Genomic DNA, 21,580 nt, shown 5'->3' on the forward strand with positions numbered 1-21,580 from the left:
GCGACGGAAGACGGCCGGGCCGGTGGCTACCGGCACAGTTGCCGCGCTGTTGGGAGGAGTGCCCGGTGTACGTTCTGGTGCCCGACGACCCCGTGTTCTTCGCGAAGTTCCAGAGCCTGGAGGAGCCGCTTCTCGGCAGCCTCTACATGCTCCACAGCGCGGGACCGGAGTCCGACGACGAGCGGGTCATCGCGGACGCCTACGACAGCTGGCTGCAGGTGCTGCTGAAACTGCCGCTGTGGTTCGACTCGCACACCGCGGGCACGTCCACCGGCACACCGGCCGGATACGTCCTCTACGGTCCGCGCGGCGACCAGCTGACGAGCCTGTATCCGATCGAGGTGACGGCGGTGGACCTCGGGCACCTGACCGCCTGCCGCGACCTGTTCACCGTGGTGCGCGCCGGAGTGCCGGAGCAGGGGATGGGCCTCGCGGACACCTTCCGGCGCGTCATGGAGGTGCTGCTGCTGCTGCCTCCGGACGCGCTGCTGGGCACCCTGCGGCACGTCGTTCCCGGCGAGACGGTGGTCCCGGTGACGCTCCCGGCCGAGCAGGAGACGGAGTACCGCCGCTTCTGCGAGGACATCGTCACCATCCTCAGCTCCGGTGACGCGTTCGCGTACCGGAGCCACCGCGCCATGTATCCCTGAGACGCCTCGTCCCATGTGTGTGGGGGGCGGCCCCGGATCACGGGACCGCCCCCCACACGTGAGCGGATTCGTCAGCCCCGGTTCTCGGCCTGGCCGGTGGCGGCGACGGTGGCGGCCCGTCCGTCCGGGCTGACGCCCAGCGCCGCCGCGCGCTCCGCCACCATGCCGGCGTAGTCGCGCGCGGTGGTGACCACCTCGTCGAGCTGGAGATGGACGGAGCGGAACCGCGGCCCGTACAGGTTCCACTGCGCCTGCTTGACCACCAGCGACAGATCGAGGAGGTCGACCAGGGTCGCCCGCAGGGCGTCACCCGCGATCGCGCGCTCCGCCTCCGGCAGCGGGCTGCTGACGAACGTCATGAGTGTGCCGGTCCTCTCCCGGTCGGGCGGCGTACGAAGTCGCGGACCGCGCCCGCGAACGCCTCGGGCTCCTCGATGTGTCCCATGTGACCGCTGTTCTCCAGCACCAGCAGGCGCGAGTCGGGAATCAGCTCGTCCAGTTCCAGGCCCCACCGCATCCCGCAGATCACGTCGTGCCGGCCCACGACGACCAGAGCCGGCACCGTCAGCGCGCTGAGGGCGGCGCGGTCGTCGACGACGTCGGGCGTGAGGTCCTCGTCCAGGCCGGAGATGTACGTCGCGCGGATCGTGTCGCGCAGCGGGGCGAACCGTTCCTCGTTGCCCCAGTAGTCCGCGAAGTACGAGGGCAGCACGCCCTTGGCCACCGCCACGGTCTGCTCGTCGTCGCCCATCGCGGACATGGCGCCGAACGCGGCCATCACCCCGGGCAGCCCCGGGTGGCCGGCGTGCTCGGCGGCGAACGCCTCCACCATGCGGGCCGCCTCCGCGCCGTGCTCGGGGCCGGTGACGGGGGCGCCCTCGTAGAGCACGACGCCCGCCAGCTGCTCCGGGCGGTGCACGGCGTGGTAGGCGGCCACGAACGCGCCGTGCGAGTGCCCCAGCAGGTGGACCTCGGGCACGCCGAGCCGGTCGATCAGTGCCTCCAGGAACGCGCTGTACCGCTCCCTGGTGTAGCCGTGCGGGTGCGAGGCGAGGCGGCTGTCCTCGGCGGTGCCGACCGGCTCGACGTACACCATGGTCAGGTGCTCCTCGAGGAGGGGCATGCGCAGGTACTCCCAGAAGATGCCCGGTCCGCCCGGGAGGGCCACGCACACCGGCCCGCTGCCATGGACGTGGTAGCGCTGGACCAGACCCTCCAGCCGATACGTGTGCGTGCCGGGGGACAGGAGGGCGGCGTCGGGCAGCGGGCTGTCACCGTACGCGGTCGGCGCTGTCATCGGGACCTCCGGGTGAGTTCTGCGGCAGTGACGTCCCAGTCGACGCCGGCGAGCTCGTCACCGGCGGGAACGAGCTCGTAGGTGTACTCCAGCCACTCCGCCAGCGGCGGCACGGGCAGCTCGAACAGGGCCGCCATGTCACCGGTGGCCAGCCGCAGCCGCGCGGTCGCGCCCTCCGTCAGGCCCGAGGGCCACATCGTCACGTCACCGATGCCGCTCATCGAGTACAGCCCCTGCCGGAGGAGGTCCCGCCCGATACGCCACAGGGCGCGGGAGCCGCCTTCGATGACGAACTCCACGCGCACGATCAGCGGAGACCCGGGATCGAACCGGAACTCCGCCCTGACGGCCTGCCGCGCGGACACGCCCAGCACGCGCTCGATGTCCAAGGTCAGCTCGCAACGGCTGTGCGACGCCGTTCGACGGGTACGCACCCCGGGTTGGTTACCGCTCATGTCTGTGGGTCCTTCTGTGTGGCGGAGGCTGGCTGAGCCCACTGTTGCCGCCACGCGATCACCGCGCATCAGTAACTTGACCGTCGAAAATCACCGGCTTCGACGGTGACCGGCGCGGCGGGCACCCGCCCGGCAGCGATCCAGGGGCCGCGAACATTCAGTCATTCGACTGTCGCCCCCCACCGGTGACCGCACGATGCTTGAACGGTCGCCCGCGTGCCTGTGCCGGGCGGTCTCATGCTCGGAGGAACCAGTTGTGAACCGTACTCCCGTCGTCTTCATCCATGGCGCATGGCTGCACGCCCTGTCCTGGGAGCCGTGGGCGGAACGCTTCGCCGGCCGGGGGTTTCGCACCCTCGCCCCGGGGTGGCCGGGGGAGGCCGCAGACGTGCGGGAGTCGCGCAGGTCCCCCGGTGCGCTCGCGGGCATCACGCTGGACGCGTTGACGGACCACTACGCGCAGATCGCGCGTTCGCTGGACGCCTCCCCGGTGATCGTCGGCCACTCGGTCGGCGGGCTCATCGCGCAGCACCTGGTCGGCGCGGACGTCGGCCGGGCGGCGGTGGCCATCGCTCCCGCGCCGATCAACGGCGTCCCGCTGCCCGGCGCCACCGCCCCGCTGTGGACCCCCGACCGGGCCGACCCCGCCGATCAGCCGGTCGCGCTGTCCTCCGAGCGGTTCCACCAGGTGTTCGCCAACACCGTGGCGGTGGAGGAGTCCGACCGCCTCTTCGAGCGCTACGCGGTGCCCACCTCGCGCCGGCTGCTCGCCGACCTCGGATACGCGGGCACGGCGCGCAGCCCGCGTACGGTCGTGGACGTCGCCAACGCGGGCCGCGGTCCACTGCTGCTGATCTCCGGGCAGGAGGACCGGCTGGTGCCCGACTCCGTCACCCGCACCGTCTACAAGCAGTACGGCGACTCCACGGCCGGGACCGACCTGAAGCAGTTCGCCGACCGTGCCCACTCGCTGGTCATCGACGACGGGTGGCGCACCGTCGCGGACCACGTACTCGGCTGGCTCGACGAGCACGGCGTCCGCGCCCGTGCCGCGACGGGCTGAACACCTGGGCGGCCGAGGGCCGGAACCGCCGGCGTGCCGGCCCGTCCGCCGCCGCGGTCACCTGGTCTGGTCGCCGGGCACCTTGCCCAACGCGTCGCGCAGCGCGGCGCGGGTGGTGACGCCCAGTTTGGGGAAGGCGTGGTAGAGGTGGGAGCTGACGGTGCGCGGCGAGAGGTGCATGCGTTCGCCGATCTCCCTGTTCGTCAGGCCGCTTGCGGCGAGGTCGGCTATCCGGCGTTCCTGCCAGGTCAGCGCCGCGAGGTGGGCGGTGGAGGCGAGCACGGAGCCGCTGGTGGCGTTGAGCTCGGCCCTGGCACGCTCGGTCCAGGCGGGTGCGCCGAGCCGTCCGAAGGTCTCCGCCGCCAGGGTCAGCGTCAGCCGTGCGGCCTTCCTCCCCCGGGTGTGTCGCAGGCGGGTGCCGTGGGCCAGGCGGATGCGGGCGAGCTCGAAGGGGAAGGCGGCACCGGCCGGGTGCGCCTCGGCCTGTTCGTAGAGGGCGTCGGCCTCCTGCGGGTCGGTGGTGGTCATGGCGAGGGCGCCGTAGGTGAGCAGCGCGAGGCGGGGGGAGATGTCGGGCAGGCCGGCCTGCTGGGCGGCCAGGGCGTGCCGGCGGGCCTCTTCGGCGCGACCCGTGGCCAGGGCGGCTTCGACGAGGTCGAGGAGGGTGCGCGAGGCCTGGTGGGCGTAGGGGGCGAAGGAGCCGGGCGGTGTGATGCCGATGGCGTACAGGTAGGCGGCCTCGTGGTCGCCGTCGCTGAGGGCGGCGGCGGTGCCGACGGCGTCAGCGATCTGGGTGAGGAAGCCGACCCCGCGGGGGCGTGCCCAGGAGTCGACCATCGCCTGCAACTCCCGGGCCTGCTCCACCTCCCCCCGCAGCGCCGCCAGCAGACCGAGGTATCCGCGCGTGTGGTAGACGAACAGCGGGTGGTTCAGGGACGTGGTCAGGTCCAGGGTGCGGTGTCCGGTGCGTTCGGCCTCGTCCCACTCGCCGACGGCGATCTGGTCCAGCATGATCAGGTGCAGCATGGTCATGGCGTCGGCCACGGCCCCGTTCTCCACCTCGCGCTCCACCGTGCGCTCCAGGAGCGGACGGTACTGGCTGAGGACGTCCACGTGGTAGGCGGCGACCCCCAGCCGGGTGATGTCCCACGGCTCCAGGTCGCGAAGGCGGGCCAGGGCGCTCTCCACCCGCTCGTGCACCCCGGCGCCGCGGCGCACCACGTCGCCCCAGGCGTCCTGGTAGACCCGGGAATGCGAGGACACCGCGTCGCCCAGCGAGTGCAGGAGATCATGGGTGCGCTCCCACATCACCGCGTCGCCCACGTACTGGTTGATGGCCAGCAGCAGGTCGACCAGGCGCGTGAGCTCCTCGTCGCGGTCCCGGACGCCGCTGTCGCGCATCCGCTCGATCGACGCGAAGACCTGGCGCTGCGAGGACCGCAGGTCCCCCTCCTCGAAGAGCGCGGCATAGGCCGACGTGACGACCGAGCTCGGGGAGTCGTCCTCGCCCGGGCCGGTGTTCGAGCCGACCAGCTGCTGGGCGTGACCGAGCCGGCCGGAGTGCCCTGCGATGTATGCCGCGCTGCCCAGCCGCCTGGACCGTTCCTGGTGGCTCTCGCTCAGCTCCGCGGCCCGCGTCAGCCAGGCCACCGCTGTCAGCGCGCCGCCCCGGCGGGTGGCGGAGTCCGCCGCCGCCTCCAGCGCGGCGGCGACCTGTTCGTCCGGGTCGACCGCAGCAGCCGCCAGGTGTGTGGCCCGCCGCTCCAGGTCGTCACCGTGCACCCGCACGAGGGCGGTGTGGGCCGAGCGCCGCTCGTTGGGCGTCGCCATCTGGACGACGGCCGAACGCACCAGAGGGTGCCTGAAGACGAATTCGCCGGTGAGCGGGTCGACGTCCAGCAGCCCGAGGGCCGCGGCCTCGCCGGCGTCCGCCATCCGGTAGCGGGAGCCCCCCGGCCGGCCGGCCGCCGTACCGGCCCGGACGCCGTCCAGGGCGCCGCGCAGCAACTCCGCCCTCACTGCGGCGTCCAGGTCCTTGATACGCGCGCCGTAGATGTGCTGCAGGCGCTGCGGCAGCGGGACGCCGGTGTATCCGAGCAGTTCCGCCGGGGTGCGCCCGGCCCGGTTGCTGCGCACATAGGGCGGCAGTTCCAGCAGGGCCAGCGGGTTTCCGTGGGCCTCGTCCAGGACGAGGCGGTGGACCTCCGGGTCCAGCCCGGGATGGTGCCGGTCCAGGAGCCGCTCGGAGGCGTCCTCGGACAGGGTGGTCACCGGCAGCGCGGGCAGGGCGGCGGTGTCGAAGCCGGAGGGCACGTCCGAGCGCAGACCCACGACGAGCCTGACCGAACTGCCGGTGAGGCGGCGCCCGACGAAGCCGCACACCTCGGTGCTGGCGGCATCGAGCCACTGGCCGTCGTCGACCACCAGCAGCAGGGGCTTGTCCGACGCCACCAGGGAGAGCAGGTCCAGGACGGCGATACCGAGGGTCATGACCGAGGGAGGTGCGCCCGCGCTCCTGCCGAAGACGACGTCGAAGACCTCCCGGTGGCCGCCGTCCAGCTGGTCGATGGAGGAGCGCAGCGGGTACAGGAACTGGTGCAGGCCGGCGAACGGGAGCTCCGACTCCGCCTCGACCCCGGCCGCCCTGATCACCTCCTGCCCCTCGCCCGCCGCGAGTTCCACGACGCGCTCCAGCAGGGTGCTCTTGCCCACACCCGCGTCGCCCCGCAGCACGAGAGCCCGGCCCCCCGGCGCCCTCACGAACTCCGACAGCACCTCCTGCTCCCGCTCGCGGCCGACGAGCATCCCCACGATCGACTCCACCGTCCCCCACTCCCTTCACCCAAGAAACATCGCCCGCCCCAACGCTGCCACAGACGAGCGGATACATCGCGCCATGTGCCATGGCGAGAATACGTTGCTCTCCGCCCGGGGTCGCGCCATACATGTGAGGATGCCACGCTCATACCCCGCGCGGCCTTCGGCGGGCCTTTCCCGTGGCCGGACGTCGCGCCCCACGGCGCGGGCCGGGACGTTCCGGTGCCGGTGTCAGACGCTGCGGTAGCGCACCGGAAGGGACAGGACGCCGCGGATGATGCCGGAGCCGATCCACTGCAGCGAGTCCACCGGGACGGACAGCTCCAGCTCGGGGAGCCGGCCGAGCAGCGTACGCAGCGCGATCGCTGCCTCCAGGCGGGCCAGCGGGGCTCCCAGGCAGTAGTGGACGCCGTGCCCGAAGGCCAGATGGCGGGCACCGGGCCGGGTCACGTCGAGCACGCCGGGGTCCTCGGCCCGGGACTGCGGGGCGTCGCGGCCCGCCGCGCCGAGCGCGACGACGACCATGCCGCCCCGCGGGACGGACACCCCGCCCAGCTCCAGGTCCTCGGCCGCGTAACGGCTGGTGGAGCGCTCCACGGAGGTGTCGTAACGCAGGAACTCCTCCACCGCTCCGGGCATCAGCTCCGGCCGCTCACGCAGCAGCCGCAACTGCTCCGGGTGTTGCAGCAGTGCCAGGAGGGCGTTGCCCAGCAGGTTCACGGTGCTCTCGTGGCCGGCCACGACCAGCATCATGGCCGTGCCGACGAGTTCCTCCTCGGTCAGCCGGCCGTCGTCCTCGTCCCGCACGGCCACCAGGGCGGACAGCAGGTCGTCGCCGGGACTGCGCCGCTTGTCGGCGACAAGGCCGGCGAGCAGCCCGTGCAGACCCGCCAGTGCCTGGCGGTGTCCCGGTGAGGCCACCTGGAGGGCCTGGGCGGACCAGCGGCGGAAGTCGAGGTGGTGCTCCTCGGGGATGCCGAGGAGTTCGGCGATGACCGTGGCCGGCAGCGGGGCGTTGAACACCTCCACGAGGTCGGTCTCGCCCGCCGGCGGCAGCGCGTCGATCAGGCCGTGGGCGATCTGCTCGATACGCGGCGCCAGGTCGGCCGTACGGCGCGGGGTGAAGGCGGCCGAGGCCAGGCGGCGCAGCCGGGTGTGCGCGGGCGGGTCGGCCTCCATCATCTGCGCGCCCAGCCCCACCGAGGGCTTGTGCAGGACGTAGCCGGCGGCGGCCAGCGCCTCGGCGGCAGGCGTGGCGTCCTTGAGCAGGGCGGGATGGGTGAGCGCCTCCCGGGCCAGTTCGTGGCCGACGACCACCCAGCCCTTGAGGCCGAGGTGGAACTCGGCCGGGTGGATGGGGCCGAGTTCCCGCAGCCGGGCGTACCTGGCAGGGGCGTCGGCCTTGAAGGCGGGATCGATGACCACCCGGCCGTCCTGGTACGGGCACTGCTCGTGGCGACTCATGAACGCGTCTCCCCTGGTCCGGCGGTCAGGTCTCGTCAGGGCAACGAGCCGCAGGCCGGGGAAGTTCAGCGTACGGGCCCCTTCCGGACCGCGTGACGCTCATTCGGAGGGCGTCACCGGGCCGTCGAGCAACTCTCGCAGGAAGCCGTCCCAGTTCAGACCGTCCATCTCCGTCTCGGCCGGGGCGACCAGGTAGGTCGCGTCGAGCCACTGCGCCAGGCGCTCGATGGGCACCTCGAACAGGGCCTCCACCTCCTGCGACTCCAGGAGCAGCCAGGACGTGGGCCGCTCCCGCGGCAGCGCGGGCCACATCCGCACGTCGCAGGAACCGCTCATCGCCGTGAGCCCCTGGTGCAGGAGTTCGCGGCCGATGTGCCAGTTGAGGCTCGGCCCGCGTTCCGCGAGGAACTCGACCGTGATCACGGCCGGCATGTCCGGGTCGAAGTGGAACGTCGCCCGCGTCGGCAGCCGGGTGAACTCGTCGAGCAACTGGTCGAGGTCGAGGAACAGGGCAGGCACGAGCGCGTCCGCTGAGCGCGCCCGCAGGGGTGACTGGTCGCGGTGCATGGCAGGAGTTCCCTCCGTGGGACGAAGTCTGTGGGGACAACTCTTCGCCGGAGACGGAAGCGGTACATCAGTCAGTTGACGGTCAATGGTCCGGCGCCGGGTGCCGGGTCGATCCGGATCGTGGCCGCACGGGCCTGGGGACCGGTGACGAAGGCCTCCGCCGCCGCTCCGTACTTGGCGCGGAAGGCGGCATCGAGTCCGGCGGCCGGTTCGACGTCACCGGTCGCGAGGAGGACGTCGCAGGTCACGGAGCCCAGCTGGATCCTGCCGTGCCCGTGCTCCCGGGCCGCCTGGTACCAGCGGGAGCGAACGCCCCGGTAGGCACGTACGTACAGCCCGCCGTCCACGACGACCATGCCGACCTCCACGCCGGGCCGGTCACCGCTCCCGGCGGTCAGGACGAGGGAGCCGGCCGTGGAGAGCAGATCGCGGTCGTCGGCTGTCCAGGTGTTCATCGGGGTACGTCCTCTGTTCGTCCGGGCTCGGAAACGCCGCCGGGGTGGGAGTCAGGTGTCCGGTGACACCTCCGGCGACCTGGTGGAAAGCCGGTTCCTGCGGCCCTTTAAGGTGTGAGTATGACTCAGCACCGCAAGGGCCTCGTGCTCGACTTCGGTGGTGTGCTGACGACCCCTCTGCTGCCCGCCGCGCTCGCCTTCGAAAAGCGCGAGGGGCTGGCCGAAGGGGCGCTGCTCACCGGTATGTACCTGAACCCCGAGGGCGTCCGGCTCACCGGGGAACTGGAGCGCGGGGCACTCTCCCAGATCCAGTGGAACGAGGCGGCCGGCCGGCTCATGGGCATCGAGCCGGACAACCTGATGGGCCGGATCTTCGCCGACCTGCGCCCGGAGCCCTCGGTGATCGCCGCGGCCGCCGCCGCGCGCCGCGCGGGGGTGAGGGTCGGCATCCTGTCGAACACCGTCGGCCTGGCCCCGTGGAATCTCTACAGCGGCCACGACCTCGACGGTTCGTACGACGCCGTGGTGCTGTCGGAGGTCCATGGGACGCGCAAACCCGAACCGGAGATCTTCCACCTGGTGCTGCGCGAACTGGGCCTGACCGCCGAGGAGTGCGTGTTCGTGGACGACACCGAGCAGTACCTGCGGCCCGCGGCGGACCTGGGATTCGCCACGGTCCACGCGGTGGACCCCGCCCGGACGATCGCCGCCCTGGAAACCCTGCTGGGCGTCCCGCTCACCGGCACCGATGGCGACGCCGAGCGTGTCACCCGCTGGGAGCCGGTGGAGTGAGGCGGGCCGCTCGCCTCCCCCGCAGCGGCTCCGTCACCGACCGTCCGACCGTCCGACCGGCCCCCGGGAACACACGTACACGTGCCCCGGGGGCCGTCGGCGTATGGCGGTGTTGCGGCGGGTGTGACGTATGTGCCGGGATGATCAGGACGAGCGCAGCAGGTCGGCGGCGCGCTCGGCGATGGCGTACACCGTGGCGTTGGTGTTGCTGGAGGTGATGGAGGGCATGACGGAGGCGTCGGCGACGCGCAGGCCGTCGAGCCCGCGGACGCGCAGTCCGGAATCGACGACGGACATCGCGTCCTCGCCCATCAGGCAGGTGCCGACCGGGTGGCAGTACGAGCCGAAGTACCTGCGGGCGTGGTCGGCGAGCGACTTCTCGTCCACTGCGGTGGGCCCGGGGCTGACCTCCTCGACCCCCCACCCGGCGAGCGCGGCGGAGCGGGCGATCCGGCGGGCCGTGGCGATGCCGGAGAGCACCGCCCGCACGTCCTCCTGCGCGGTGAAGTAGCGCGGATCGATCACCGGCGGCGCGTACGGGTCGGCCGAGCTGATCCTGAGCGAGCCGCGGCTGGCCGGCCGCATCGGGGAGATGCCGATGGTGAAGCCGTTCTGCACCGGGGCGACCGGGTTGGGCAGCGGTATGTCGATGAAGATGATCTGTACGTCCGGCCCTTCGGCGTCCGCGGTGCTGCGCAGCGTCCCGAGGACCTCGCCGTGGTTGTTGCGCCCCTCGGGCACCGGGCGCTGTGTCCGGTGCACGAGATTGGCCCGCGGGTGGTCGTGCAGATTGCGGCCCACACCGGGCAGCTCGTGGAAGACGTCGACCCCGGCCGGCCGCAGATCGTCCTGGGCGCCGATGCCGGAGCGCTGGAGGATCAGTGCGGACCCGATGGTTCCCGCCGTCAGCACCACCTCGCCGGCCGCCGTCGCGGTGTGGGTCCGACCGTCGGCGCCGTACTCCACTCCTACGCAGCGCGTGCCCTCGAAGATCAGCCGGTGTGCGGTCGCCCCGGTGACCACGTCGAGGTTGGGGCGGCCCAGTGCGGGGGCGAGGTAGGCGTCGGCGGCACTCTGCCGGCGTCCGGCGACGATGTTGAGGTCGACGGGGGCGAAGCCCTCCTCCAGGCCGCCGCTGATGTCGAAGGCCCTGCGGTGGCCGGTCTCCACCGCGCCGTCGAGGCAGGCGAGCAGGACCTCGTTGGGCGGCTCGGCCGGTCCGACGGTGAGCGGTCCCATGGTGCCGCGGCCGGGGGCACCGCTCGTGGCGGTCTCGGTGCGCTGGAAGTACGGGAGCAGGTCGTCGTAGGTCCAGCCCGTGGCGCCGTGGGCGCCCCAGCTGTCGTAGCCGGTGCGGTGGCCGCGCGCGAAGACCATCGCGTTGATGGCGGACGAGCCGCCCAGGCCCTTGCCGCGGGGGAGTGCCACCGGTGCGCCGGAGGCCTGCTGGACCACGGTCGTGTCACCCCAGCCCGCTTCCGAGGCCGCGAGCGAGGGCCAGGCCGGCGGATGGGCGACGGCGTCCGGCAGCGCTGACGATCCGGCCTCCAGGAGCAGTACGCGGGTGCCGGCGTCCTCGGTCAGACGCGCGGCGAGCACGCAGCCGGCCGATCCGCCGCCGACGATGACGACGTCGTGAGGGGGCTTCTGAGGAGACATGGTGATCCGTTCTACGTGAATCATCGGTTCGTTCTGAATGTACCAGTGATTCGAATCAATGATCCGTCATTTGAGATACCGATGGATCGCGTCGCTGTGTGCGTCCGCGAGGGCACACGTATCTGTGATACCTATCTTCCATGCCGACGGGCGTTCGAGCCCGACGCCGGTTGAGTATCGGCAAGTTGATGTGAACGGTGGAAGGCAGCCGGTCCGTGCCGGGCTCCCACGTGGGCAAGTGAGGTTGTGATCAGAGTGAGTGCGGACATGTCCAACACGGCAGGTGCGAAACTGCGGCCGGAGGACGTCACGGCGCTGCGGCGATCCGTGCGGGGGCCGGTCCTGCTGCCGGAGTCGGAAGGCTACGAGGCGGAGTGCGCCACGTACAACCTGACCTGTGCCCTGCGGCCGACGGTCGTGGTCGGCGCGGCCGGCGAGGCGGACGTCCGGGAGGCGGTGAGGTTCGCGACGGCCCACGGGCTGCCGGTCGCGGTGAAGTCCGCGGCGCATCAGATGGTCTCCGCGGCCGAGGGCGGGCTGCTCATCACGACCCGGCGGATGGCGGGCATATCCGTCGACCCGCGGAACCGCACCGTGCGGGCCGAGGCGGGGGTGCGCTGGAGCGAGGTGCTGCCCCGCACGGCGGAGTTCGGCCTGGCCCCCGCGGCGGGCTCGGCACCGGAGGTCGGCGTCGTGGGGTACACGCTGGGCGGCGGGCAGAGCCCGCTGCTGGGCCGCACCCACGGGTACGCGGCCGACCAGGTGCGCCGGCTGACGGTGGTCACCGCGGACGGGGAACTCCGCCAGGTGACACCGCAGAGCGAACCGGAGCTTTTCTGGGCGCTGCTGGGCGGCAAGGGCAACTTCGGCGTGGTGACCGAGATCGAGTTCGAGGTGTTCCCCGTCCCACGTTTCCACGGCGGCGGCATCTACTTCGCGGGAGAGCACCTGGCCCGGGTGCTGGACGCCTGGCGCGGCTGGCTGCCGACGGTGGGGGAGGACATGACCTCGTCCATCGGCATCCAGCGGCTGCCCGACATCCCCGTGCTGCCCGAGCCGCTGCGCGGTGCCTTCGTCGTCCACCTGCGGATCGGGTACCTCGGATCCGCGGCCGAGGGCGAGGCACTCCTCGCACCGCTGCGGGCCTGCGCGCCCGCGCTGCTCGACCTGGTGGAGGACAGGCCCTTCGCGGCCATCGGCGAGATCCACCGGGACCCGGTGGACCCGATACCGTACGTCGACCGCAGCCTGTGCCTGGAGGACTTCTCCGAGGAGACGGCGCAGGCCCTCGTGAAGCTGACCGGCGCGGAGTCGGGCTGCACCCTGGCGAACGTCGAGATCCGGGCGCTGGGCGGAGCCTTCGACCGGGAGCCGGAATTCCCCAACTCCGTTGCCAGCCGGGGACTGCCGTTCGCGGTCTTCGGGTTCGCCCTGGGCGCCCCCGACCGTGCCGAGGAGCTCCGAGCCGAGCTGGCGCGGGTGATGGACGGGCTGGCGCCCTGGGCGGCCGAGCGGAACATGGTGAACTTCCTCTCACCCGACGAGGCGACCGGGGCCGCGGGCGTGCGCGCGGTCTACGGGGCCGAGCGGTACGACCGCCTCGCCGCGGCGAAGAAGCGCTACGACCCGGCCAACGTCTTCCGGTTCAATCACAACATCCCGCCCGCCTGACCCCTGAATGCGCGCGCACGTACGCCGCGAGGTACTGGCAGGCTGCATCTCATGGCTACTTCTGCGACACACCCACCCCTGGCCGCCCAGGTCGAGCAACTCCTGGAGACCGGGCACCCGCTGCCGATCGTCGCCGCGGGTGACCCCGTACTGCGGCGCGGCACCGAGCCCTACGACGGTCAGCTGGACGACGCGCTGCTGGACCGCTTCGTGGCGGCGCTGCGGGAGACGATGCGTGCGGCCCCGGGCGTCGGGCTGGCCGCGCCGCAGGTCGGCGTGGCCCTGCGGATCGCGGTGGTGGAGGACCCGGCACCCGGGTCGCCGGAGGTGCTGGAGGTGAGGGGACGCGTTCCGCTGCCCTTCCGGGTGCTGGTCAACCCCCGCTACGAGCCCGAGGGCGAGGCCAGGGCCGCGTTCTTCGAGGGCTGTCTGAGCGTGCCGGGCTGGCAGGCGGTGGTGGCCCGGCCCGCCCGGGTACGGCTGCGGGCCGTCGACGAGCGCGGCCGGGCGGTCGACGAGGTACTCACGGGCTGGCCGGCGCGCATCGTGCAGCACGAGACCGACCACCTCGACGGGACGCTCTACCTGGACACCGCCCACACGCGGTCGCTGGCCACGAACGAGGCCGTGGCGGAGCGCTGGTCCCAGCCCACCCCCGAGGAAGCCGCCCGGGAGCTGGGATTCGAGCTGCCCTGACCTCCCTTCGCCGGCCGGCCACATCCCTCGGATCGACCGTCAAGTGACTGATGCGCACGGTTTGTCCGCTGGTGCAGTCTGGTGACGGCCGACACCTCCGGAGAGCGCGTCGCCACCCCGGGACACCATGCGGGCCCGGGGACGTCCTGCGCGGACGTCCCCGGGCCGCGGCCCGGGAAACACCACGCTCCGGCGACCGCGACGGCCGCCCGGCAGTGGTACGTCCGACACGGAGAAGAGGATCTGGCGTGACAGCGGTCGAGCAGCAGCCTTGGTTGACCAGCAGCAACCCTGTACTGTCCGGGCCGCGGTTCAGCCGGCGGGGCGGACAGAAGACGGCGGTCGGCGACCCGCGAGCGGGGGTCGCCGTCGCGTGGGGCCGGTCCGGCACCGGCCAGGACCCCGGCCCCTGGTACGACGACGATCCCGCGCCGCTGCCCCTCTTCGTCGGCGACCTGATGACGATGGACGACGTCCTGTCCCGAGCGGCCACCGGGCTCGCGGTGACCTTCGCCGCGGCCACGCTGTCGTGGACGCTGCTGCCCTACGACGTCATCGGCACTGCCGCGGCCTACGGGATCGCGGTCGGCGCCGCACTGGCCGCCGCGGCGCTGGTGGTGGTCCAGCGCCGTGCGAACCGGCCTTCACCCGCCCTGACCCTGGCTTTCGCCGCCTTCCAGGGCGTGTTCCTGAGCGTGCTGTCCACCACCGTCTCCCGCCATGTCCACCCGGGATTCCTCGTCCAGACCGTGCTGGCGACGATGGCCGCCTCCTGCGGCTGCCTCCTCGCCTACAAGCTGCACTGGGTACGGGCGGACCGCCGTTTCCGGGCCTTCGCCGGCGCCGCGCTGCTCGGCCTGTGCCTCCTCGCCTTCGCGAACTGGCTCCTGATCTCCGCCATGGGCGCGGACGGCCTGGGCCTGCGTCCCGCCGGCCTCGGAGTCGTCATGGGCCTGCTCGGCGTCGTCCTCGCGACGACCTTCCTCTCCCTGCACTTCAGGAAGGTCGAGGACGGCATCACCTGCGGTGCTCCGCGTGACCAGTCCTGGACTTCGGCGTTCGGCGTCACCCTGACCCTGGCGTGGCTGTACGTGGAGACCGTACGGCTGCTGACCCTCTTCCCGGCCGACGACGTCTACTGACCGGGCCTGCCGGGCGCCGCCCGCCACCGGCCAGCAAAGACGCAACGGTCTGCCGACAGGGTCGGCAGACCGTTGCGTGATGTCACGGTGCGAGGAGGGGGATAGGGACCGGCCGCACCGGCGGGAACGAGAACGCCGGTGCGGCCGGGAGGCGCGTCGCCCTACTTCGCCCACGGATCCCGCACGACGATGTCGGCCAGCGCCTTCGCGCAGCCGGCGAGCATCGTCTCGCCCTTCTCCGGGGTCGCCACCCGTGCGTCACCCGCCACGCCGGACGCGGTGATCCGGTCGAAGGACACGGCCATGTACAGCGGGTCGGTGGACTCCGCGGGAAGCGTGATCCGCGGGCCGTGCGCCTCGGCCAGGTGCTCGGCACGGATCAGCCCGGGGTGGGCGGCCATCATCATGGACGTCTCTCCCTCGCAGGCGTGCATGAGACCGTCCTGGGTCTGCAGGCTGGCCCGTATCACCTCACGTCCCGCGCCGAAGTAGCTGGCGAACGCGATCGGCGTCGCCAGCTCCGCGGTCAGCTCCGTCGTCAGGGCGTTCAGAGCGGTCATGTTCCCGCCGTGCCCGTTGACGATCAGGATGCGCGAGAAACCCGCCCGGATCACGGAGCGGCAGATGTCCCGCAGCAGGGCGTGCAGCGTGGGCAGGCTGAGCGATATCGTCCCGCCGAAGGCCATGTGGTGTTCGGAAAGGCCCGTCGGGACCGACGGGGTCACCACCACGCCGGTGTGCTCCGAGGCCAGCTCCGCCGCCCGCCGGCACACCTCAGCGGCCAGGAAGTCGTCCACGCCGGTGGGCAGATGGGGGCCGTGCTGCTCGGTGGCGCCCACCGGCAGCAGCACCACCGCGTCCCTGGCCGCGAGGTCGCGCAGCTCGGCGGCGGTCAGACGATTCCACTGGACTTCGCTCATCAGGAGCTCCTACGAGAGTTACGGGACCGCCCCTGCACGCCGGTCGCCGGGGCGGTGGCGGGTGCGAGGCTCGGAGGTGGCCGGCGTCGACGGCGGTCTGGGCGAGGATGCCGGCCGGTGACCGGTCCGCAGGCCCAGCGGCACACACTCTCGTCCGCGGAGAAAACCGACGCATCAGTCATGTGACGGTAGGTCGCGGGCAGCGGTGACGCACGTCGAGCGCGCCTCGCCGGACGCACGGAACCGCGCGCACAGGCGAGCAGCCGACGGCGGCAGTCGGGCTCGCCCGCCTGCCGCCGTCGGCTGCTCGCCTGTGCGGTCGGGTGACCGCCCGCGTCGCTCAGAGCACCGCGTTGGCTGCGGCACCGGGGAAGTCAGTGCTGAGCGCGACCTTCTCACCGGCCTCGAACTCGGTCCTCAACTGGTCCAGCTTGACGCCGATGCGCCGCTGGGCGTCGCTGCCGAGGACCACCCAGTGGGGCAGCTTCTGGCCGGCGACGGCGTCGTGGATCGCCTCCGCGGCCCGCTCCGGGTCGCCGGGGAACATCTCAGGGGTGAGCTGGGTCATCATGGCGCGGAAGGCGCCTGCGGTGGCGGAGTAGTCCTCGATGGCCTCACCGGACGCCCGGGTCCTGTTCTCGATGCCGGTGCGGAAGGACCCCGGCTGGACGATCATCGCGTGCAGGCCCAGGGGCTCGATCTCCTGCCACAGGGCCTCGGTGAAGCCCTCCAGTGCGAACTTGCTGGCCGAGTAGTAGCCGTTCGCGGGAAGGCTGGCCAGGCCGTCCATGGAGGAGACGTTGACGATGACACCGCTGCGCTGCGCACGCATGACGGGCAGCACCGCCCGGGTGAGGGCGACCGCGCCGAAGAAGTTGACCTCGAACAGCCGGCGGTAGTCGCTCTCCTCCTGCTCCTCCAGAGCGCCGATGAAGTCGATCGCGGCGTTGTTGACCAGGATGTCGATGCCGCCGAAGCGCTCCTCGGTGGCGCGCACCGCGGCCACCCGGTCCGCGGGATCGGTGACGTCGAGCTTGACCGCCATCGCGGTCTCCGGGTAGCGGGCGGCCAGTTCGGTGGTGGCCTTCGTGGAACTGGCCGTCGCCACCACCTGGTCGCCGTGCGCCAGGACGTGTTCTGCCAGGGCCTTGCCCAGGCCGCTGGAGGCGCCGGTGATGAGCCAGGTCTTACGGGACATGGGGTGATCTCCTTGTGATCGTGTGTGTGCGGTGCTGTGCCGAAGGGGTGTGATGAGGCGGGTGACGGCCCCGCCGGGTGCCTTACGCGGGGAAGTCCGCGGCGCCGCTGGCCTCGGCCCACTTCCTCGTCTCCACGGCGCGCGCCTCGCCCGCCGCCAGGGCCGCGCTCACGGCCTGCGCGCCCAGCAGAATCCGGCGCGGCGGGTCGTCGTGGCCGGCGACGTCGATCAGGACGCGGGCGGCGCGGACCGGGTCGCCGGGCTGGGTGCCGTTGTTCTCCGCTCGATACGTGTTCATGGCCCCGACGGTCCCCTCGTAGTCGGGACCCACGGCGTGCAGCTCCATCGACGAGCCCTGCCAGTCCGTCCGGAAGGCACCGGGTTCGACGATGACGACCTTGACGCCGAAGGGGGCGACCTCGTTGGCCAGGACCTCGGAGAAGCCCTCCACGGCGAACTTCGCGCTCTGGTAGGCGCCCATGCCCGGAGTGCCGCCCACCCGGCCGCCGAGGGAGGAGAACTGCAGAAACGTTCCCGAGCGCTGTTCGCGCAGCACCGGAAGGGCGGCCCGGGTGACGTTGACGACCCCGAAGAAGTTCGCCTCGAACTGGGCGCGGAAGTCGTCCTCCGCCATCTCCTCGATGGGAGCGCTGTTGGCGTACCCGGCGTTGTTGACGACGACGTCCAGGCGCCCGAAGGCGTCGACGGTCTCCCGCACCGCGTTCTGCGCGGCCGCGGTGTCGGTGACGTCCAGCGCCACCGTCCGCACCTGGTCGCCGTAGCGGGAGACCAGGTCCGCGAGCTGTTCCGGACGGCGCGCCGTCGCCATCAACCGGTCGCCGGCCTCCAGGACCGCCTCCGCCAGGGCACGCCCGAATCCCCGGGACGCGCCAGTGATCAGCCATGTGCGAGCCATGTGTTCCTTCTTTCCTGTTTCGTCCGGAAATGTCCCCTCATTATGCGAGCGCGAGGTCCTGAAGGAAGCACGCATGACGGAAGACCGCGGCAGCACATGGACGACGTGCCCGGCACACGTATGAGCAGGACATCTCCGAGTCTCGTCCCGCGCCCGCCGGCGGACTACAGTCGTTTGACGGCCGGTCGGCCCCTGGGCCGGCGCCGGCTGCCGTCAGTCATCGGACGCACGTCGGTCGCGTGACGGCAGGGCACCGCGTGGCCGGTCAGGGCTCTGGCGAGGATTTCGCTCCGGCAGGTCGGTATCCAGCGCTCCATGCTGACGGTGGAGGCGGCGAGAGGGCCGGGGCAGCAGCACGACAGAGCACGGGGCCGTCCAGGCCCCGTGCAGGTGAAGAGACCGGGTGAGGGGCAGGGCATCCGGAGATCGGAGGTCAAGGCCGTGACCTGGGCGCGTGATGTATCGGCACCGCAGTGTCGTGACGGCGGATCTGCCTGATCCGGTGTGCCCCGCCCCCAACCGGGGCTTTCGTCAGGCCGGAACGACCTCCAGGCTCACCAGCCGCGCGTCGGTGTCGCGCCCGCCGGTGACGGCCAGCGCCACATAGCGGGCGGTCACGCCGACACCGAGGGCCGCGGTGAGGCCGCGGCGCCGGAGTTCGCCCGCCGCGCTGTACGCCAGCCCGTCCGTGCTGAACTCCACAGCCGTGGCGGGGACGCGGCCCGGAGTCCACACGGTACGGATCTCCCGCACGTCGACCGGCCCGCCCAGATCCACCACCATCCGGCCCTGCGCCGAGCCGGGACGCCACGAGGTGGCGGGATTCCCGTCGACGGCAGCGGCAGGATCCGACATGCCTGCGGGCCGCGGCGCGGTGGGGAAGGTGTTGCGGCCGAGAGCGACATCCGCGAGCGGGTACGCCGCCACGCCGGCCACGCTGACCTCCGCGGTCCTGCCCGGCTGGACGTCCACCTGGGCGCTCGCGCCCGAGGGTGCGGTGACCAGCAGCCGCGCGCTGGGGCCGCTGATCCGCACCGTCGCGGCGTCGACGACCTCCACCCGCAGACCTGCGGGGACCGCGCCGCCCGCGCGGGACGTCAGGGTGAAGCGGGCGGGGACGACCGCCGCGGTGGCGCCGGCCAGCTCCACCGCCACGTCCGTGCCGGCCGCGGTCACCTGCTGCGTGCCGGCGTAGAGCGTGGGTTCGGAGCTGCTCTGGGGGACCGACACCGTCGTGGTGACGGCGTCAGCGGAGAGGTTGAACAGACTCAGATGTCCCCCCGCGGTACTGGCCTTCACCGCCGTGTCCTGTGCCGTCGGTGCGGGCAGTGCCGCAGCCGCCCGCACCTCGCCAGGGTCGCCCGACGGCAGGCCCTCCACCAGCAGCGGCTCGGCGGGGCCGTCGGAGAGCAGCACCAGATCCCCGTACACCGACAGCGGGTTGGCCGCGCCCCGCACCACAAGGCCCGCCCGCCCGTCGACCGACAGCCAGTTGCCGCGACTGGAGAGGTCCGCTTGCGGGAAGCGGGCCAGATCGGTCCATGTCCGGCCGTCGGCCGAGCCCTGGACGCGGTAAGCGCGGGCCGCCGCCGTCTCCCAGCGCAGCGTCACGCGGTCGAAGGCGCGCGCGGCGCCGAGGTCCACGGTGAGCCAGCTGTCCGAGCGGCCCCGGTCCGCGACGGCGACGGCCCACCGGGTGGTGAGACTGCCGTCCACCGCCAGCGCGGCGCCCTTGCCGGTGTCGGCCGACGAGGCGGTGGCCGTCGCGGCCTGCGCGAGGTCGGGGCCGTCCGCGCCCTCACGGACCTCGAAGGCGTACAGCGAGTAGCCGTACGTCGGGTGGCCCGCGACGCCCTGCATCCGCACATACCGCCACGAGCCGGCGGGCACCGTGACGTTGTCGACGCGCGGGCCGGGCGCGGCCCCTGAGTTGCCACTGTCCTGCGAGGCGACCTGCGCGCTGCCCTCGGCCGCGGTGTACGTACGGCTTCCGTCGAGCCCGGCGACACCGGGCATCGTCAGGTTCTGCACGCGCAGGGAGCCTTCACCCGCGGCCGTACCACTGGTCGCGTAGACCACGGCGCCGGACGGCAGAGTCGTGAATCCGGCCCTTCCCGAGTCCAGCGTCAACAGGGTCGCGGTCGCGTCGAATCCGTCCCGGACCTGCCGGTACGTCGCCACCGTCCGCGTGAGCACCTTCGCCGCCGTCGCGGGCAGGAACATCGGGGTGACGCCGCTGAGTGCGAACAGCCAGTCGTCGTGGGCCGGTTGCCAGCCGAATTTCACAAATCCCGGCTTGCTGACCGACCCGGCCCAGGCCGCCGGGGTCTGATGGGCCACCAGGCCCGGACCGTCACCGAAGTCCTGCACACCCGAGGCGCGTTGGAACATCTCCAGGTCCGACAGCGGCTCGACGACCCCGCCGTGGGCCGCGCGCCACTCGTGCAGCAGATAGCTGATCGCCACCTCGGCGCGGGCCTCGGGCTCGTACTTCGCCTCGCCGGAGAACTTCGCCAGCCGGTAGAGCGGCGCGTATGCCTGGTACGGCGCGAGCCGTGCGGCCAACGCGGCCTCGCCCCAGGCCGCCGCACGGTCCCCGGCCACCTGCGCCAGGAAGGCCAGCGGGATCACATCGCGCCCGTAAAGGTGTTCACGGTCCGCGACCATCGGCATCAGCGGCTCGCCCGCGTCGCTCATCACCATCAGCAAAGTGCGCCACAGCTGCTCGGCGTTCGGCTGCGCGGTGAGCACCTCCGGCAGCGGACGGCCGGCGGTCAGGAAGTGCGCGGCGTTGCGGCCCGAGGTGCGCCACAACTCCTGCTGGTAATGCGGCCCGAAAGAGCCGTGGTTCTCCACGATGAAGGTGTCGTACAGATTCTGCGCGGTGTTCGCACTGACCGCGACGCCGTCGACCACGGCGGGGTTGGCCAGGTCCGCAGCCGGCAGCCCGGTCTCGTTGCGGCTCCACCGGCCGTACGCCGCACTCCAGTCGCCGAACCGCGGGTCGTCGGCGGCCCAGGCAAGGCCCGGGGCGAGCGACTGGGCGTAGACGCCCATCTCCTCCAGCTTGGTGTCCCCGACGAAGCCGCCCTTGGCGCCGTTGGGCGTCCATGAGCCGGAAGCCGGGTCGTTGCCGTTTCCCAACGCGGTGGTGTATGCCGCCTGTTCGCGGACGATCGTGTCGACGTGGCCCTGCGTCACCGCGTCCAGCTGGTCCCAGAGCAGCCGTGCTGCGAGCACGAAGTAGAGCTGGAAGGTGGTGTCGAAGAAGAGGGTCTTCCCCCACTCGGTGCCGCCCGTGAGGCGGTTGGACGCCGCAAAGTGCCGGATCGTGGCCAGGGTGTGCGACCGCAGCGTCTCCTTGTCGACGCCCGCGCTCGCGGCGTCGTACGTGCCGCGCGTCAGCAGGACGGCGTTGCCGAGGACGACCACGAAGTTGTAGTCGGTGCGCGCGTAGGAGCCGGCCTTGGCGTCCCACTGCGTCTCCGCCCAGCGGGTGTGGGTCAGCAGCGCCTGGTAGTACGCGGCGGCGACGTCGTCAGGGGCACCGCCCGCGCCCGGCCCGCCGGCCGCGTCCTGGCCCGTGGGTGCGGCAGTCGCCGGGACGGCTCCGACCGACAGCGGCGTGGCGACCGCGAGGGATGTCAGGGCGGCGAGTTGGGCGAAACGCCTTCTGCCCAGGCTGGCGGGGTCAGTGCTCACGGCGGGTCTCCTACGTCGACAACGTTGTCATAGGTGGTCGGGCCATTCTTCGCGGTCGCGGACGCGGGAGTCAAGAGACGTGCTCAGCACGGCGGGCACGCCCAGTGGCCTGGGGG

17 protein-coding genes and 1 pseudogene are annotated in these 21,580 nt (G+C 72.3%); 6 read left to right on the forward strand and 12 right to left on the reverse strand.

Features of this window, described 5'->3' with window-relative positions; all coding sequences use genetic code 11:
• The first annotated feature begins 65 nt into the window (after positions 1–65).
• Positions 66–650 carry a hypothetical protein gene (locus tag NFU81_RS00685; RefSeq protein WP_251483642.1) on the forward strand — a complete coding sequence of 195 codons (585 nt, stop codon included), beginning with the start codon at positions 66–68 and terminating at the stop codon, positions 648–650.
• Between the two features lie 95 nt (positions 651–745).
• On the opposite strand, the pseudogene NFU81_RS00690 reads toward NFU81_RS00685, so the two are convergent.
• The 3 genes and pseudogenes from NFU81_RS00690 to NFU81_RS00700 form a co-directional block, all read right to left on the reverse strand.
• Positions 746–1,009, reverse strand: a pseudogene (locus NFU81_RS00690) (ferritin-like domain-containing protein); the annotation flags it as partial.
• On the reverse strand, positions 1,006–1,947 hold the full coding sequence (locus tag NFU81_RS00695) for an alpha/beta fold hydrolase (protein WP_251483645.1): 942 nt from the start codon (positions 1,945–1,947) through the stop codon (positions 1,006–1,008). The gene NFU81_RS00695 and the pseudogene NFU81_RS00690, both read right to left, overlap by 4 nt.
• Positions 1,944–2,402, reverse strand: a complete 459-nt coding sequence (locus tag NFU81_RS00700) for an SsgA family sporulation/cell division regulator (RefSeq protein WP_251483647.1) — start codon at positions 2,400–2,402, stop codon at positions 1,944–1,946. The genes NFU81_RS00695 and NFU81_RS00700 overlap by 4 nt, the downstream gene beginning before the upstream one ends.
• 256 nt (positions 2,403–2,658) lie before the next feature.
• Here NFU81_RS00700 and NFU81_RS00705 point away from each other — a divergent pair, with 256 nt between their 5' ends.
• A complete protein-coding gene (locus tag NFU81_RS00705) occupies positions 2,659–3,465 on the forward strand; it encodes an alpha/beta hydrolase (RefSeq protein ID WP_251483649.1) in 807 nt (268 codons plus the stop codon).
• Between the two features lie 57 nt (positions 3,466–3,522).
• On the opposite strand, the gene NFU81_RS00710 is transcribed toward NFU81_RS00705, so the two are convergent.
• The 4 genes from NFU81_RS00710 to NFU81_RS00725 form a co-directional block, all read right to left on the reverse strand.
• The gene (locus NFU81_RS00710) at positions 3,523–6,270 is read right to left on the reverse strand and encodes an AAA family ATPase (RefSeq protein WP_422665121.1); all 2,748 of its coding nucleotides are present in this window, start codon (positions 6,268–6,270) and stop codon (positions 3,523–3,525) included.
• A 243-nt stretch (positions 6,271–6,513) separates the two neighbouring features.
• Positions 6,514–7,746, reverse strand: coding sequence for a cytochrome P450 family protein (locus tag NFU81_RS00715; protein ID WP_251483654.1), 1,233 nt, complete (start codon positions 7,744–7,746; stop codon positions 6,514–6,516).
• Between the two features lie 99 nt (positions 7,747–7,845).
• Positions 7,846–8,313, reverse strand: a complete 468-nt coding sequence (locus tag NFU81_RS00720; protein ID WP_251483657.1) for an SsgA family sporulation/cell division regulator — start codon at positions 8,311–8,313, stop codon at positions 7,846–7,848.
• A gap of 71 nt (positions 8,314–8,384) precedes the next feature.
• Complete coding sequence (locus tag NFU81_RS00725) at positions 8,385–8,768, reverse strand: DUF2255 family protein (RefSeq protein WP_251483660.1); 384 nt, start codon at positions 8,766–8,768, stop codon at positions 8,385–8,387.
• 120 nt (positions 8,769–8,888) lie between these two features.
• Between NFU81_RS00725 and NFU81_RS00730 the strand changes: the two genes are divergently transcribed.
• A complete protein-coding gene (locus tag NFU81_RS00730; protein ID WP_251483663.1) occupies positions 8,889–9,560 on the forward strand; it encodes an HAD-IA family hydrolase in 672 nt (223 codons plus the stop codon).
• Between the two features lie 144 nt (positions 9,561–9,704).
• Here NFU81_RS00730 and NFU81_RS00735 read toward each other — a convergent pair whose 3' ends face one another.
• Positions 9,705–11,219, reverse strand: coding sequence for a GMC family oxidoreductase (locus tag NFU81_RS00735; protein ID WP_251483666.1), 1,515 nt, complete (start codon positions 11,217–11,219; stop codon positions 9,705–9,707).
• Positions 11,220–11,486: 267 nt separating this feature from the next.
• On the opposite strand from NFU81_RS00735, the gene NFU81_RS00740 reads away from it, so the two are divergent.
• The 3 genes from NFU81_RS00740 (at position 11,487) to NFU81_RS00750 (ending at position 14,728) form a co-directional block, all read left to right on the forward strand.
• Complete coding sequence (locus NFU81_RS00740) at positions 11,487–12,890, forward strand: FAD-binding oxidoreductase (RefSeq protein ID WP_251483668.1); 1,404 nt, start codon at positions 11,487–11,489, stop codon at positions 12,888–12,890.
• Positions 12,891–12,941: 51 nt separating this feature from the next.
• Positions 12,942–13,586, forward strand: coding sequence for a peptide deformylase (locus NFU81_RS00745; RefSeq protein WP_251483671.1), 645 nt, complete (start codon positions 12,942–12,944; stop codon positions 13,584–13,586).
• Between the two features lie 275 nt (positions 13,587–13,861).
• Complete coding sequence (locus NFU81_RS00750; protein ID WP_251483674.1) at positions 13,862–14,728, forward strand: Bax inhibitor-1/YccA family membrane protein; 867 nt, start codon at positions 13,862–13,864, stop codon at positions 14,726–14,728.
• A gap of 161 nt (positions 14,729–14,889) precedes the next feature.
• Here NFU81_RS00750 and NFU81_RS00755 read toward each other — a convergent pair whose 3' ends face one another.
• The 4 genes from NFU81_RS00755 to NFU81_RS00770 form a co-directional block, all read right to left on the reverse strand.
• The gene (locus tag NFU81_RS00755) at positions 14,890–15,648 is read right to left on the reverse strand and encodes a creatininase family protein (protein ID WP_251483676.1); all 759 of its coding nucleotides are present in this window, start codon (positions 15,646–15,648) and stop codon (positions 14,890–14,892) included.
• Between the two features lie 340 nt (positions 15,649–15,988).
• Positions 15,989–16,846: an oxidoreductase gene (locus tag NFU81_RS00760; RefSeq protein WP_251483678.1), complete on the reverse strand. Its 858-nt coding sequence runs from the start codon at positions 16,844–16,846 to the stop codon at positions 15,989–15,991.
• An 82-nt stretch (positions 16,847–16,928) separates the two neighbouring features.
• On the reverse strand, positions 16,929–17,762 hold the full coding sequence (locus tag NFU81_RS00765; RefSeq protein WP_251483680.1) for an oxidoreductase: 834 nt from the start codon (positions 17,760–17,762) through the stop codon (positions 16,929–16,931).
• Positions 17,763–18,293: 531 nt separating this feature from the next.
• Positions 18,294–21,464: a discoidin domain-containing protein gene (locus tag NFU81_RS00770; RefSeq protein WP_251483682.1), complete on the reverse strand. Its 3,171-nt coding sequence runs from the start codon at positions 21,462–21,464 to the stop codon at positions 18,294–18,296.
• Between the last annotated feature and the right edge of the window lie 116 nt (positions 21,465–21,580).

Origin of the sequence: Actinacidiphila cocklensis (assembly GCF_907177275.1) — a bacterium.
GTDB lineage: Bacteria > Actinomycetota > Actinomycetes > Streptomycetales > Streptomycetaceae > Actinacidiphila > Actinacidiphila cocklensis.

Bases quoted from the DNA above. Each gene is read 5' to 3' on its own strand.
- NFU81_RS00710 (WP_422665121.1), bottom strand. From the start codon at position 6,270: ATGCTCGTCGGCCGCGAGCGGGAGCAGGAGGTGCTGTCGGAGTTCGTG.
- NFU81_RS00760 (WP_251483678.1), bottom strand. From the start codon at position 16,846: ATGTCCCGTAAGACCTGGCTCATCACCGGCGCCTCCAGCGGCCTGGGC.
- NFU81_RS00735 (WP_251483666.1), bottom strand. From the start codon at position 11,219: ATGTCTCCTCAGAAGCCCCCTCACGACGTCGTCATCGTCGGCGGCGGA.
- NFU81_RS00745 (WP_251483671.1), top strand. From the start codon at position 12,942: ATGGCTACTTCTGCGACACACCCACCCCTGGCCGCCCAGGTCGAGCAA.
- NFU81_RS00715 (WP_251483654.1), bottom strand. From the start codon at position 7,746: ATGAGTCGCCACGAGCAGTGCCCGTACCAGGACGGCCGGGTGGTCATC.
- NFU81_RS00720 (WP_251483657.1), bottom strand. From the start codon at position 8,313: ATGCACCGCGACCAGTCACCCCTGCGGGCGCGCTCAGCGGACGCGCTC.
- NFU81_RS00765 (WP_251483680.1), bottom strand. From the start codon at position 17,762: ATGGCTCGCACATGGCTGATCACTGGCGCGTCCCGGGGATTCGGGCGT.
- NFU81_RS00740 (WP_251483668.1), top strand. From the start codon at position 11,487: ATGTCCAACACGGCAGGTGCGAAACTGCGGCCGGAGGACGTCACGGCG.
- NFU81_RS00755 (WP_251483676.1), bottom strand. From the start codon at position 15,648: ATGAGCGAAGTCCAGTGGAATCGTCTGACCGCCGCCGAGCTGCGCGAC.
- NFU81_RS00695 (WP_251483645.1), bottom strand. From the start codon at position 1,947: ATGACAGCGCCGACCGCGTACGGTGACAGCCCGCTGCCCGACGCCGCC.
- NFU81_RS00700 (WP_251483647.1), bottom strand. From the start codon at position 2,402: ATGAGCGGTAACCAACCCGGGGTGCGTACCCGTCGAACGGCGTCGCAC.
- NFU81_RS00730 (WP_251483663.1), top strand. From the start codon at position 8,889: ATGACTCAGCACCGCAAGGGCCTCGTGCTCGACTTCGGTGGTGTGCTG.
- NFU81_RS00725 (WP_251483660.1), bottom strand. From the start codon at position 8,768: ATGAACACCTGGACAGCCGACGACCGCGATCTGCTCTCCACGGCCGGC.